This window comes from Litoribacillus peritrichatus (genome assembly GCF_039537985.1).
GTDB lineage: Bacteria > Pseudomonadota > Gammaproteobacteria > Pseudomonadales > Litoribrevibacteraceae > Litoribacillus > Litoribacillus peritrichatus.
Window position 1 is genome coordinate 1,373,654 of sequence record NZ_BAABBN010000004.1, and the last position, 14,352, is coordinate 1,388,005.

General features: G+C 43.4%; 13 protein-coding genes. 4 read left to right on the forward strand and 9 right to left on the reverse strand.

The annotated features are described in order from the left end of the window. Position 1 precedes the first annotated feature (1 nt). From gspM to gorA, 3 genes are all read left to right on the forward strand, one after another. Positions 2-514, forward strand: a complete 513-nt coding sequence (gspM, locus tag ABD744_RS07450; RefSeq protein ID WP_344797018.1) for a type II secretion system protein GspM — start codon at positions 2-4, stop codon at positions 512-514. 90 nt (positions 515-604) lie between these two features. Continuing rightward, the gene (locus ABD744_RS07455) at positions 605-1,234 is read left to right on the forward strand and encodes a GNAT family N-acetyltransferase (RefSeq protein WP_344797020.1); all 630 of its coding nucleotides are present in this window, start codon (positions 605-607) and stop codon (positions 1,232-1,234) included. 62 nt (positions 1,235-1,296) lie between these two features. Continuing rightward, positions 1,297-2,649: a glutathione-disulfide reductase gene (gene gorA, locus ABD744_RS07460; RefSeq protein ID WP_344797022.1), complete on the forward strand. Its 1,353-nt coding sequence runs from the start codon at positions 1,297-1,299 to the stop codon at positions 2,647-2,649. 84 nt (positions 2,650-2,733) lie between these two features. Here gorA and ABD744_RS07465 read toward each other — a convergent pair whose 3' ends face one another. Continuing rightward, positions 2,734-4,632 (reverse strand): ATP-binding protein, encoded by a 1,899-nt coding sequence (locus tag ABD744_RS07465; protein ID WP_344797024.1) that lies wholly within the window; start codon positions 4,630-4,632, stop codon positions 2,734-2,736. Next, positions 4,625-5,497, reverse strand: coding sequence for a hypothetical protein (locus ABD744_RS07470; RefSeq protein ID WP_344797026.1), 873 nt, complete (start codon positions 5,495-5,497; stop codon positions 4,625-4,627). The genes ABD744_RS07465 and ABD744_RS07470 overlap by 8 nt, the downstream gene beginning before the upstream one ends. 176 nt (positions 5,498-5,673) lie before the next feature. Between ABD744_RS07470 and ABD744_RS07475 the strand changes: the two genes are divergently transcribed. Next, a complete protein-coding gene (locus ABD744_RS07475) occupies positions 5,674-6,147 on the forward strand; it encodes a hypothetical protein (RefSeq protein WP_344797028.1) in 474 nt (157 codons plus the stop codon). Positions 6,148-6,174: 27 nt separating this feature from the next. Here ABD744_RS07475 and ABD744_RS07480 read toward each other — a convergent pair whose 3' ends face one another. Genes ABD744_RS07480 through ABD744_RS07510 form a run of 7 tightly spaced genes read right to left on the reverse strand, consistent with a single transcriptional unit; the run spans position 6,175 to position 14,206 of the window. After that, on the reverse strand, positions 6,175-7,218 hold the full coding sequence (locus tag ABD744_RS07480) for an AAA family ATPase (protein WP_344797030.1): 1,044 nt from the start codon (positions 7,216-7,218) through the stop codon (positions 6,175-6,177). After that, positions 7,188-7,787, reverse strand: a complete 600-nt coding sequence (pnuC, locus tag ABD744_RS07485) for a nicotinamide riboside transporter PnuC (RefSeq protein WP_344797033.1) — start codon at positions 7,785-7,787, stop codon at positions 7,188-7,190. The genes ABD744_RS07480 and pnuC overlap by 31 nt, the downstream gene beginning before the upstream one ends. Continuing rightward, a complete protein-coding gene (locus ABD744_RS07490) occupies positions 7,787-9,142 on the reverse strand; it encodes a hypothetical protein (protein ID WP_344797035.1) in 1,356 nt (451 codons plus the stop codon). Before ABD744_RS07490 ends, pnuC begins: the two co-directional genes overlap by 1 nt. A gap of 1 nt (position 9,143) precedes the next feature. After that, a complete protein-coding gene (locus ABD744_RS07495; RefSeq protein ID WP_344797037.1) occupies positions 9,144-9,734 on the reverse strand; it encodes a hypothetical protein in 591 nt (196 codons plus the stop codon). Further along, a complete protein-coding gene (locus tag ABD744_RS07500) occupies positions 9,731-11,590 on the reverse strand; it encodes a hypothetical protein (RefSeq protein WP_344797039.1) in 1,860 nt (619 codons plus the stop codon). Before ABD744_RS07500 ends, ABD744_RS07495 begins: the two co-directional genes overlap by 4 nt. 3 nt (positions 11,591-11,593) lie before the next feature. After that, positions 11,594-12,616 (reverse strand): hypothetical protein, encoded by a 1,023-nt coding sequence (locus ABD744_RS07505; RefSeq protein WP_344797041.1) that lies wholly within the window; start codon positions 12,614-12,616, stop codon positions 11,594-11,596. A gap of 9 nt (positions 12,617-12,625) precedes the next feature. Further along, the gene (locus ABD744_RS07510; RefSeq protein WP_344797043.1) at positions 12,626-14,206 is read right to left on the reverse strand and encodes an AAA family ATPase; all 1,581 of its coding nucleotides are present in this window, start codon (positions 14,204-14,206) and stop codon (positions 12,626-12,628) included. Positions 14,207-14,352: the final 146 nt, after the last annotated feature.

Below are 14,352 nucleotides of genomic sequence, written 5' to 3' on the forward strand. Positions count from 1 at the left end.
GATGTCTTTGATGGATAAAGCTGCGCGCTCTTCACTTTTAAATCCTTTGTTTGCTCAATGGAATCAACTATCAAACCGAGACCGACTGGCTCTTAAAGCTTTAAGTAGCTTTTTTGGTCTGTTCTTTATTTATACCTTGGCGATCAAACCTATTTTAGACTTCGAAACAGAGCAGCAAAAATACTTCGAGTCCAGAGTGGAATTTTTGACTGAGATCAAAGGCTATGAGCCAGATTTAAAGAGAATAAAAGGCAAGGGTGGTGCTAATGCTCGTGCGAGCGGATCAGCCACGTCCATTATCAATCGTCTGGCTCGCAGTAAGAGTATTTCAATAAAGCAGATTAGCCCAGACAGAGATAATAAAGTGAGAGCGACATTTGAAAATGTCAACGGCTTGAAGTTATTGGAACTTATTGAAGAGTTATCATCTAAGCATAATGTGACTGTATCGCAGGCGTCCATTGATCGTCGTGATGTAGGCAAAATTAATGCAAAACTTGTGTTTAATGGCTAATAAAAACGTAATAAAAACAAAGATGTTTGTTTGCTCCATATAAGCGTGCTAATTTTATATGGAAAGAACATCAGCAGGGAGAAGTAACGAGTGGGCGAACAATTTAAAGAAGAAGACCTACGATTTGTAAAAGCAGAACGGGACTCTGCTGGTGATTTAAAATCACTTCTTTTGCATATTTATGAAGATGAACCTACCTTTCGCTATTTATTCAATGCCGGTAAACCAGGTTACTCCCAACGAGTGAGGGCGACCATTCGTGAAGCGGTGCACAGCTATTTCGATGACGACCATACGGTTATGAGCCTGTATTACAAACACCAGCTGATCGGTTGTGTGTTTATCGGGACTTCCGACGAAGAGTTGAGCGTCACTCACAACCCTATCTGGTATGCAAAAATGTTGTTGACTGCCGGTTTTGATGGCACAGATCGCTACATTAAGTATCAGCAAACGCTGGTGACGTCCATGCCGCAACATCCTTGTATCGTGCTGCCTTTAATGGGGGTTCACCCTAAGTTCAGAGAGCATGGTTGTGGCCATTTTCTTATGAAGGTCACTCTCGAATATTGTGAAAAATATTACAATAAGCCAGGCATTGGCGTTGAAGTAGCAAATGCAGAGTACGTTCGATTCTGCGAAAGTTTTGGTTTTGAGGTTATGAACAAGATTAACCTTGGTGAAGCCGAAACAACGGTATTATACAAATCATTTAAGTGATTCCTGTTCAGGAATCACTCTTCTATTTTTTAATCAGTGACATTCATAATCAGGTAATCATCATGTCTCATTTCGACTTATTTGTTATTGGCGCAGGTTCTGGCGGTGTGCGTGCTGCAAGAATGGCTGCTGCCCAAGGCGTCAAAGTAGCTGTAGCAGAATCGCGTTACTTAGGTGGGACATGCGTTAATGTTGGTTGTGTTCCAAAGAAATTATTTGTGTATGCTTCTGAGTTTGTTGCTGCACCTGAAGCCTCAAAGAATTTTGGTTGGGACTTTGAAGTCCCTCAATTTAATTGGCAAAGATTGCGGGAAAATAAGAATACTGAAATAGCACGACTGAATGGTATTTATCAGCGATTACTGGACAACTCTGAGGTTACAACCTTTGATGGTGCAGCCAAAATTGAAGGCCCAGGAAAGGTCTCTATCAATGGCGAAGTAATCACAGCGGACAAAATTCTTATTGCGACAGGTGGCTGGCCTTCAAAACCGGACATTGAAGGCGCAGAGCAGGGTATTACCTCCAATGAGTTTTTCTTTTTGGAAGAGCTTCCGAAAAAAGTGCTTGTGGTCGGTGGCGGTTACATTGCGGTTGAGTTTGCGGGCATCTTAAATGGATTGGGCGTGGATACAAAACTCTCTTATCGAGGTGACAAACTGATACGTGGTTTTGATGAAGATGTACGCAGTCACTTGACCACTGAAGTGGCTAAGTCCGGAATAGATGTCGACTTAGGCCGCTCGCCACAAAAAATCACAAAAACTGAAGACGGGTATGTGGTTGAATTCTCAACGGGTGATGCTTTAACTGTGGACCTTGTAGTATTTGCAACGGGCAGGTCGCCTCTGACAGATCAACTGGGTCTTGAGAACACGAATGTTCAGCTTGCTGAGAACGGAGCAATCAAAGTCAATGAATACTTTGAAACCTCGGAAGCAGGCATTTTCGCATTGGGCGATGTAATTGATCGAGTTCAGTTAACGCCGGTTGCACTTCATGAAGCCATGCAGTTTGTTGCGAATGAGTTTAAAGGACTGCCTAAAAAGGGTATGGATTATGATCTGATTGCTTCTGCTGTATTTTCTCAGCCGAACGTTGCAACCGTTGGCATTACTGAGCAGCAAGCCAATGAACGCTTCTCAAACATTGATATTTACCTTTCAGAATTTCGTGCTCTCAAAGAAACCATTAGCGGCGGTGATGCCAGAACACTGATGAAAATCATTGTCGATAAAGATTCAGACAAAGTACTGGGAATGCATATGGTGGGTGAACACGCGGGCGAAATCATTCAGGGATTCGCAGCAGCAATGAAGATGGGTATTACTAAAACCGTTCTTGATTCCACTGTCGGTATCCACCCAACCAGTGCCGAAGAATTTGTTACTATGAGGGAGCCTGTTTCCAGGTAACCGCCGGTTGAATAATGAGTTTTTTATTCTGGGTTAACTCAAAAGGTTAGTGGTAAATTTAAAGTAATGAGGCTGGGCGGTGTTTTACTCGCCTAGCCATTCCGTAATAATGTTCTCGAGATCCTTCTTTTTAAATGGCTTTGCAAGATAGCCATTCATTCCTACGTCCATTGCTTTGCTGTGTGCTTCAGCCAATACATTTGCGGAAAGAGCAACGATAGGCGTTTTCGCATTCAGGGCAGAGGTTTCTCTGATCTGTTCAGTGGCTTGAAAGCCATCAAGTATGGGCATTTGGATGTCCATAAAAATGATGTCGTATTCTTTATGCTTACATTTATTCACGGCTTTCAATCCGTTTTCAGCAACATCTACTGTAATGCCGATTTTTTTCAGCATGGCGACAGCAACTTTTTGATTTACAGGGTTATCTTCGGCCAACAAAGCCAAGCCATGATGATCACCTTCAACCTCAACCTGCAACGCAGGCTCACTCAGTGTGCTTGATGGCGGATGCGCAGCTTGTATCTTGTATGGAAGTGTCAAATAACACGAGAAGTTTGAACCCACACCGAGCTGGCTCTGAACTTTTAAATCGCCCCCCATAAGCTGCAGAAGGTTCTTTGAGATAGCAAGCCCAAGTCCTGTGCCTCCGTATTTACGGGAGGTAGAGTTATCTGCTTGTTTGAAGGATTCAAACATTTGTGACAGTTGGCGTTTCGGAATGCCTATGCCTGTGTCAATAATGTCTATGACGATCTCGACTTCCGTTGCTGTTTTGCTCTCTGGGTGTACGGCAATTTTGACAAAACCACTTTCGGTAAACTTAATCGCATTACCGATCAAGTTAATTAGCACCTGGCGTAATCTTGTTGGGTCAGACTGAACGGATAAATCAAGTTCCGGGTCAATTTCCAAAAGAAAGGATAAGTTCTTTTCTTCCGCGATGGGAAGCAGGCTTTGGTGAATACTTTTAAGCAACTCCGGTAACCTGAAATAAACAGACTCAACGATCATTTTACCGCTCTCGATGCGAGAGAAGTCCAGAATATCATTGACCACTGTCAATAAGTGCTCGGTGGAGTTAATAGCCACATGGACAAAGTCTTTCTCTTCGTCAGACAGGTTGGCATTCTGAAGAAGCTGGAGCATTCCCATTACACCATTCATAGGGGTTCGTAGCTCATGAGACATAACGGCAAGAAATTGGCTTTTGGCATATGAGGCGGCTTCTGCTTCCCGCTGTGCCAGCTTAATTTGTCGTAAATCTTCCGATCTTGACACCTCATGCTCTTCCAGGTTTTCTGCTAACTTATTAAAGTTACTCTGGAGCTGGCCCAGTTCTGATTTTGTGGTGACTTCCACACGCGCGGATAAGTTACCCGACGCGATTTCACTTAGCGTGTCACTGAGTGCTACAACAGGCTTGGATAGAGATCGTCCTATTCGCCAAGACACCAACATGGCAAGTAAAATGGCAGTAAAGCCAATAGATACGCCATTTAGAATAATTTGATTATGTTGAGCCTGCATTTGTTCACTTGATAGGAGCACCAGAACTCGCCCCAATTCAAGGTTTTCCATTGATCGCTTTTTCCCTTGAATCCCAATATCTTTAAACGACACGGGTTTGTAAATTACGTGAGAATATTCGTGTAGGTTAGGGCGGTTTATCTGCCGGCAATCACCACGCTTGTAAATTTGTGATTGCTCTTTGATGACCTTAATACACAGAACTTCCGGGTCGACCAAAGCATTATCCGCATGCGGGTTTAAATAGCTTCCGTCACCGCTGAATATCAGTAACTCTGAAGAGGTTGCGAGCTGAGCAGCCAATAACGAACCTTTTTCATCGAAGCGTGTGATGGTGTCTCCGAAGCGCGTCATAATGAAAAAGGAGACAAGTAACGCCACGATAATAATTGAAGGTACAACGCCGAGTAACATCGCGCGTTGGAAGATAGAGAGGGTGCTTCTATCACTCATATTCAGCTTCCTGATCTCTCATCTGGATAACCTTGGATAATAAAATCTCTGGTTCAGGTAAATTTATCGAAAAAGATGAGGCAACAAAGTTATTGGTTTGTATAACTAAATGCTCAGGAAAATAAATTCCAGGCTTGTAAGTCTTGGTATTCATATGGTTAGCAAGTTCAATCGCTGATAACGCAACGCCGTACTCATTTGCGCACAGTGAAGCCAGGCTCCCCGATGTCACAAACGATTTAGACGGGCCAAATACCGGCTTATTTGCTCGATATGTATTTAAAATCAAAGCACGCATTGTAAATTGATTAAAAATTGTCTCATCCGGTAGCGCAAGTATATAGTCACTTTGTTCGATAATACTTTTAAGGTGGTCACTGAATTTAAAATAACCGTGATTCTTATAGCCATTCAATTCAAGAGTTTGGGGCTTTTGCTCTGTTAAAATGTCATATTGCAGTTGAGTATGTCGGCTGTAAATCACCGCCACATGGGCGTCTTGGGGTAAAACTGCTTGGGCTAAGTTGATTTGGTCACTGGGTGAAGGCTCCGGAATCAATACTGCGTAATTCTTAATTAAGTTCCTGCCAGGGTTATCACATATCATGATTGGCTGAGCTAACTCAGGCAAACCCGCCGGGCTACAGCCATAGTAGACCAGCATATGAGGCGCTCGGCTTGGGATTTTATTTTGACGTAATTTATAGCCGTAACTGCGATACATTTCTTGTGTATCAGAGCTCAGGTTGTCAAAGACAACGACGCCTTTTAGTACCTCTGTATTTTCAAAGGCACCCGCAAGTGGGCAGATCATTAAACAGGCTAAAAGAAATACCTGAAGTAGATGCTTTCTGTCAGTGGTCACAATTCATCCTTGAACTGTACTCATACAGGTGTACAGGGGAGCTAAATATATAACATTATCAATAATCTTCCAAGAAATGATCGAGTGAGATGCAGTCTGCACCTGACAAATATAACAGTAGATAAATAAGCCGCCTCATATCAGAATTCACACAGCAACAAGGAGCTGAGGTAACAATGATTGATAAAATCGAACAATGGATTGATCGGACTTTAAAAGAATATGATCATTTGAAGGTCTCTTGTGCTGTTTTACTGCCTGAATTTCAGGCTTTTTTTGGCGCTGAGGTATTGGAGAACAGTTACTTTGTGGTGGTTGACTCCATACCAAAGCCCGACTTTGATGAGCTGACCGGAGCCGGCTACGACGAGTTTTTGAATATGAAGCCTGCCGGTATCACTTATAAAAACACGTACTTCATACAACGAGGATTCGAAAATCGATTCGCGTTGCACTTTCATGAGCTTGTACATGTACTGCAATGGCAGCTATTAGGTGCATTCGGGTTCATCCAGCGTTACTTGGATGAAATCGCTGAATATGGCTATGACAAAGCACCATTAGAGGTTATGGCGTATGAGCTGGATTCCTATTTCAGCGCAGGCCTCCCTGTCAAATCCATCCCGGATTATGTGTCGAAACACCTGTAAGGTAATCGCTTATAAATTGATCGTAAATTAATCAGAAATAGCCGTTTCTACTTGCTGGATGCGTTGTTCAAGCGAGCCCGACAACAGGATGAAAGGCACTTGTCGTTTGTTGAGTTCTTTTATGTACCAGTGGTGTTGCCATTGACGAAATGATTCATCTTGACGGGTACCGTCCTGAACGAAAGGGAAGTCGGGGTTGCATAAAAAAGTGATGTGGTAAGGGCGTTCAGCATAGGCCTCTATAATTTGAGGTCTTGTTTTAAACATCGCTTCTGAATAGCAAAGTGTTGTTAATGGGGATGTGTCACAAAATACATAATTCTTTGCTTTAAGCTGGGCTTTGTCTTCATTGTGTGTCTGAACCCGGCAGATATCAATCAGGTCTTCTTGGTTTAATTCACCGTTATTTTGTTCCCACAGTGTGCGTCCATATTCTTGGATTGGTGGTTCTTGGTAGAGTCTGGATAATACGCCCGATAATGTCGATTTACCCGTAGACTCCCCACCTAAAAAACATACTCTCCTAACCGAAAAGTGATTTCGAACCAGGTTTGAAATTAGTTTTTTGTCATACGTTGGTTGGGATCTAAGTTGCGTTCCACTGACTGGAACGTCTGAACGCTCAAGATCGACGCATTGGTGAATAACAGGGCAACCAAACCCTGTTTCACTGCCACTCAAATATCGGGCAAATCCATCTCCGTACTCTTCGCTAGTGTAGACTGCGTCAACATCCAGCCTTAACCGCTTTGCTATTAGCTCAAAAGTGAATGCCCGGTGAACGTTGTCGTCTTCATCGTTAAACGGCATTTTTAAGCCAAACTCCCCCTTTGCGACCCATTCTTCAACTTGCGCGGCATCGGTACAAAGTATCGTCGCATTTGGGTAGAGGCTTTGAAGCCAGTGCGTCCTGAGTGCAGCAGGGCAAGAAGAAAATTCCGGCCTAGAGTAGCTGATAATAATGATCTCGTCGCATTGTGAGCGAGCGGTGTCAATTAAGTACTCATGGCCTTTATGAAGTGGTGAAAATTTACCAACGATCAGTCCTCGGCGGTAAGTCTTGTTTCCCACGCTTTTTCTCCGGCTTGTTCTTTTTTATAAATTTTCAGCCAAATGTAAAACCCATACCAGGCATTACACCAAAATATGGCATATACAATGGATGTTAAATAAAGCTCTCTGGAGGCGTACAGTGGTACAGCCACGGTATCGACAATCAGCCAACAAACCCAGGTCTCTATACGACGATTCATGAGTAAAAATTGACCGAGGACACTGAACATTAATACAAACGAATCTACAAAGGGGGCATAAGCGTCAGTGGTATTTAGCAGCAACCCCCCGTAACCAAATGTGGCGAGTATAGCGGCAATAGAAAATAGCCCAAGTCGTACTGGGTTGGTTCTTTGAATTGGGTGTGATTTTCCTTGGTTTTTGCCCCAGTAAGTCCAGCCATAGATACTGGTCATCATAAAGAAAATCATTAAGGTCACATCTGCGTAGAGCTGTACTTTATAAAATAAGACCGAAAATAATATGCAGCCAACGATGCCTACCCACCATGTGTTTACATTGTTTCTTGCTGCTAACATAACGCTGACGACAAAAAATGCATTTGCCACCCATTCTAAATATTCCATTATTTTGGATTCCTGAAAATATCGCTGGTGTATTGAATTACTTTTGAGCCGAGATCCGTTTTGGAGAGTGGTTGAACGGTTACTGGAAAGCCCAGTTTATCTTTGATTAATTGCTTTAATTTATCACTGTAACTCATTGATAATAAATAAAGCGTCAAGCTTCCATCTGAGTGTTGATGAAGGGAAAACTGAGACAAAGGGTATTTATTTAATAGGTGTGTTATGTCTACGTTATTTATCCATTCATTATGGGTTGTTTTATACTGCACCGGCGGTCTTCCTTCAAGGTTTCGGATAAACCAATCATTACCTTCTTGTTCCAGGCAACCATAATCACCGGTTTTATAACGCAGTAATGGCAGGCAATGATTGAAACCTCCCGTGACGGTTATTTCACCCCTTTGACCGATTGGAAGCGGCGTTCCGTATTCATCCAGGGCTTCGACGAATAATTGTGATTGAAGCAGTTTGAAGCCTTGCTTTCCCGGAACACTGCACCCGATAGGACCAACTTCATTGAGAGAATAAAGATCAATTACCGGGCAACCGAACCGATTTTTCAGCCTGTTTCGACAACCGTCCAGCAAACTCATTGATGTTGACAGCAATGCCTTCGGTTTGTGTTGGAACGGTATTTCAGATAGTGCGTCCAATGATACCGGATCTCCGGATATTAAATCAGGTTTATTAATATCAATGTATTTTTGTCGGTCAGATGACTTGAGCCAATCATTAGGGTGGAAGTTGAGTTTCACAAGCCCCTTGTTGTTCAAGTAAGGAGAGATGGATGCGTAGGTAAAACACTTCTCTTGGTAACCGGCCAGCATTATGGCTAAGTCACTTTCAAATTCTTCGGTGTTTACATTATTCCAGCTAAGCGCCTTTTTATGGTAACAGCTGTACCTTGCGGCAACGGTTGGGTGTGAAGGAATCAGCAAGGGGTGGCCTGTGGTCCCTGAGGTTTCATACGCAATGAGTTGATCAATAGGTAAATCATTTGGGATGAACTTCGTTATGTCTTTACTGAGTTCAGCTCGGTCAACCGCAGGCATGTCCGATAGGTTATTTAACCCTTTCAAGTAATCTTGATAAAAGGGCACTTTCGTAAGGCAATACTCGATAAAATCAGTCATCCAGTCATTTTGATCGATGATAGGGGATGCTGATTTCTGCATTTCTCGTTTGGTATAGTTTTTAAGCGTTTCTAGGTCGTCTTTGTTCAGGTGATGGCCGGACCGATTATTGAACGTTGGTGCATGGGGCTGGTCAATCAGTGATCGTAACCGTTCCGCACTTTCTTCATTTAAGGTTGGCATTCTTTCGATATCAGCCCAAGGCGCGAGAGTCATGGCCATATTATTCTCTGGTCATCTTATCTGCGGCCTCTTTTGCCTTTTGCTTTGCAAGTGCGACTCTTAACTTTCGTGCTCGCTCTTCAGCAGATTTTGAAGCCTGAAGTACTTTGAATCGTTCAGTAGAGCTCGCGGCCTGAAGTCTGTCTTCGGCTTGAGTCGGCGTTTCACCTTTTGGTCGTAAATTCAGCGAATGAAGAACCACTCGAATAAACTCTTCACGGCGATCAACGTCATTAATATAAACACGATTCGACCCTGCATCCGAGAGTTCTTTTGCGGTTTGATGCAATAACGCAATGACATCTGTTAGTGAAAGCCTGTATTGAGCAAAACAATCATCGGAAATAAAAAACAAAATAAGCAAGCTGATGCGGTACCAGTTTCGCTGTTGCAGGGGCTTTTGAAATTCAACAAGGTCATGCGCTTTAACGTGCGGACAATGACGAAACACAACATCATGAAGCATTGGATAAAAATACGCTGGTACGGTTTGATCCTGCCACGCTTTGGGGGTATCGGTCAGACGATGGTGTAAGTGGTTTATATCTGGCCCGTCCGGCTCTGATGCAGCTCGGGAAAACTCGTCTTTCATGAATTGGAGACCTCATAATGTCTCTGGCTGAAGTGCTTTGCAAATTGCACCATGGCCTCCCAGGAAGAAACAGGATAAACAGACCATTGTTGATCCTGTTCTGCCCTAACCAGGAGATCATGGTCTTTCTTCATCCAATTGTCCGGCGTGACGGCAGGGTAGTCCCAATTAAGGTTCAGCACCATAGTGCCTCCGCCATTTGCATTTTGTAATGCTTGTTCAGCAATGTTCCAACCTGATACATCGTTTTCATCTTGATCGAACATGGTGGTCACACCATCGTCGGAAAGAATGACGATGTGTGTATCTCGTAACCGTTGTTGCTCAATGTGTGTTTTTCTTAAAATATGAATAGGGAAGGCGGTTCCGCCTCCGAAATAGTCAGTGAGCACATTTAAAATTTGATGCTCATTTTTTACAAAACCTTCAGTGGTTTTAAATTGGTTTGTACCACTCCATAATGTTACTTGAACCGAAGCGCCAGCCCGCAAAGCCGACAAACAAAGAATTGTGCCTGCCAATGCAGTATAGGAGATTTCTTGTTGTGGATTTGGCATGGAGCCGGAGCAGTCCACATAAAGATCCAGGTCGCATGGTTCAATGTCAGGTTCGTTTTCTTCCGCATATCCCCATTCTCGTTTAACCGTTGTTACACCGGGAATCACCGTACTGCTGCTCGAAAGAGTTCCAAACCAGTCAATGTCTTCCATGGGTTCACCGGGTTCCCACAAGGTGGTGCCTTCCGGAATTAACTCAGCTTTAACAGGCTGACTTTTGGATGGGAAGGAAACCAACAAAGGCATGGCTCGCTCGCGGTAATAGCGTATGGCGATATCATGATCGGAAAGGGTCAGCCCCGCAGATTTTAAGATTTGCCCATAATGAAAAGGATCTCTGTATTGACCTGCACTGGATGTGTTCTCGGGTGAAACTGAAAGAGGTTCGCCTTGGTTTTTTTGGCCGGATGTATTCGATAATTGTTCACCCACCAGACTCGGATCATTGGAAGGGTGAACAGTGTCATTTTCTTCTGAATCACTGTTGATTAAGCCAGATGGAAACTGCCCGGTTGCGGCGTGTCGGGTATCCATTAACTTTGCAATTTGTTCCGACATTTCACGTTCTTCAGCAAGATAGGGCAGCAGTAGTGAAGCAAATCGAGAAGCGCCCTTCAAAGCGTCACTTGCATATACTTTGATGATTCGGGCACCTAACCATGCATCGCCCTCCAATATATCCTCTCTTTCGTTGTTTGTGCTCTCTACTGAATTTTCATAGAAAGCAGCGCCCAAACTGCCCCGTTTTAGCTGCCAGAGATGTTCGTATATTCGCATATATAACTGCCAAATACGGCTGCTTGGGTGATTTTGAACGTTTTCTGTATTTTGAGCGCTGCTTGAATTCTGAAAAGTACTCGCATTAATACGGCGATAAATATCATCCATTTTCAGGTCGCACTGTCGTTTCAAATGATTATTAATCAGTAAATCTGTGTAAAGGTTAGCAACCATGCCTGCGTGCTCTTCCAGAGTAGGAAGGTTGGCATATATCCGGGCAATCATTCTTGCATGATCTGAGACGGAAGCCGGTGATAAGATATGATGCCCAATTTCATGCGCCAATATCTCGACCGCATAATCCTGAAGTTTAAACTGTGTAATGGCCACAAGATCTATCACTACCGTTTGATCGGATAACCGAATCATGGCAAAACTTCCGGTCAACCCTTCTTTGGCTGCTTCAATTTGAGTTTCACAAAGAACTGGTGGTCTTAACTTTGTGTACTTACTCCATAAAGACAAGGCTTTTTGCCAGGCTTGTTCCCAATGAGCCAAGTTTGGTTCTGATCTCTGCATGGGTTAACCCTCGGGCTCAATATAAGGCAGGCTCATTATTATCACTGAAAATGAATCTTCAGAGGTCAACGCCAAAGTATCCGTTAAACATGCGACAGAAGAGAAGGCTCGAAGGTCCTCCAGTTCTGTGAGGGAGCTGAAACCTGCCAAAATGTCAGGGTGATTAGCCATGTCGGGCAGGTTTGTCAGATCTTCCAAATGCGCGAGAATCATCGTCGCCCCAAATGCATCCGCATAAAGTCGCCAAACTAAGGAACCAGATTTTACCAACAACTGATTTTCTGAAGCATAGACTGTCGGAGGTTCAGGAAAATCGCCCCCTAAGTGACTGTTCTGACCAACTCTGATTTGTGGCTGATAAGAGGACGTAAGCAAGCGTGAAGGGTGACTGTCATACGTGGATATCCAACGGTTTTCATTCAGCCTTGTTAAAAAGTCATCAACCTTGTTTGGCTCTGTGATCTTAAACAGTGACATTACAATGTCAGAGGGCAGCGAATGTACTTCCTTGAGTGCAGGATCTCTTAAGTGAACCAAACCAGACAACCAGGCCGCAGCGAAACCGGCAGATTGATACATTTTCGGTGAATCAAGAATGGAAGTGGAAGAGACCTGCACCATCAATGTTAGCCAATTCTTAGGGTAAAGATCGCCAAATGTAAGAAGGTGGCTATACAGGTTACTGGTTTGAGAGAATATCATTCCCGGATGTTTTGATACCAAAAGCAAGAGGTTTGGAAACAAGGTATTCCAGGTATTCAATATCAAGTCTTTTCTTTCCGGCTGCTTAAACCAGTTCAGGCCCGTCAGCTCTAAACCATGCTGAAAACCACTGAGAGCGACTGCCTTGGCCTCCTCGAAATCTACCGTGTCATAATGAACCATTAACGGATCTAAACACGCGGTTAAAAACCACTGGAAGTCTGATATTTCCAACAATGGTGATTGGTGTTTCGCCTGAGATACCGCCTGATTACAAAATTGTCTTTCAGTCTCGAAAATTTGTTTTAATAAAATCGACTTCACGATAGCAACTCAGGACTCAAGCCATTTAAGGTAATTGGTGTATCTTTGATGGAGGTATTTGAGTTTAACGACATCCTCATAAATATGGCCGTACATTTTTTTTCCATGGATCAACTTGGAAATCTCGGACTCGATACGATTCAATCGCTTTTGAGCTTGTTTTTGCGAGACGCCATCGAGCCCTTCATCAAATTCATCGGACAAGCTTTGAACCGGGTCCTTACTGTCTAGACGGAGTCGTTCATACTCATTGCACGACTCATCAAATAAATGCCTTAACCAACCAATTTTGTCGCTTCTGAAAAAGCCGTTCTCAGGAAGATCAAAAAAGGGCGCATTGATATCTGCGAATAACCGGGAATGGAAGACATACGGCAGTACTTGGCGTACGTCATTTAACTCAACTGTTTGGTTTCCCCGGAAGTAAGCCAGAGCTTTTGCGAATTGCAATAAGGACATCAGCGATCGAACAGAAATGCCATTCAGTGTTTGACAGCCCAGATCTTTAAGTCTGTCTCGTCCTGTATCCATCGCTACGAGCGTATGAGCCGGCACCCCAGAAAGTCTGGAGGTATCTTTGGTTTTGTATTCAAACTGGGAAGCTGAAAACTCAGAGTATTCAAAGTGACTGCTGAAAAACTCAATTCTACGACGAATATCCTCAGGCACTTCAATCGTCCTGATGGCAGAAGACATTTCTTGAATTTCATCTTTTGAAAAAATAATTTGTGAAGGCACCATTTCTTCCGGTTTAAGACCTTCTTCAATACGCAGTAGTAACTGGTTTAAAAAACGAGGGTTGAACGACAAGGCTTGAACAACGACATCTATACGATCTTTTAAGGCTTCGATTACCTGATAGGTTCCACCTCCAGCATCGTCATTCGCCGTCAAATACCAGGCCGCATCCGGGCACTCATAAACCTGATTGTAAAGTTCTGCATAGTTATCACCCATCACGGTCAGTAAAGCACTCTGGGTTCGGGTAGGAATCCGGTTGTATTCATCTACGATTTTTACTCGCATCCCAAGCCATTTACGCCACGAAATGCGTATATCTTCGATGGCTTGTGCTGAGGCTAAATCTGAAGGTAACGGGTTTCCGAGTAAATCAGCGACCGTCATTTGAGGGTGGCCGTGCTGCATAGAACGCTTGATTTCTTTGGTTGTGTATCCACCCAAAACGCCCATAAGTAAAGCGCTGGCTGTTTTTCCTCGACCAGGACCACCAATAAACAGGCATTTACTTTGGGTAGCAAATGTTAACAGAGGTAATAAGATAAAACTGGAATACGATTGCTCTGTAGGCAAGTTAACAACGCTGTTGCTGTCTCCGGTACGAAATTGTTGAGGCGGTTTATCGTTGTATTCAATGTCATAATGGGGGCTAATAATAGCGTTGTTTACTATCCAGAAATACGCCTGTCTTAACTTCTCATCCAAACTTTGGGCGTGAGACGAAGGTTGATCTGCCTCTGAGCCAAATGGGCCACTGTATAGGTCGGCGACGTCAAACGCCTTGGTTTTCTGATTGTGCTTCGGTTTCGTTGGCGAAGCAGAAAGGTGACCAAAAAGATTAAACTTACTCATCGTTCAGAACATTCTCCAGAAGTACTCAGATAACTAACCTGATCTGAGCAATGACATTCCTTTATCAAACCTAATATACATTAAAAAATGGAAGTGAAGGGTGTTCATTCCCGCATTAATAGAACTTTACATTAATAGAACTATGC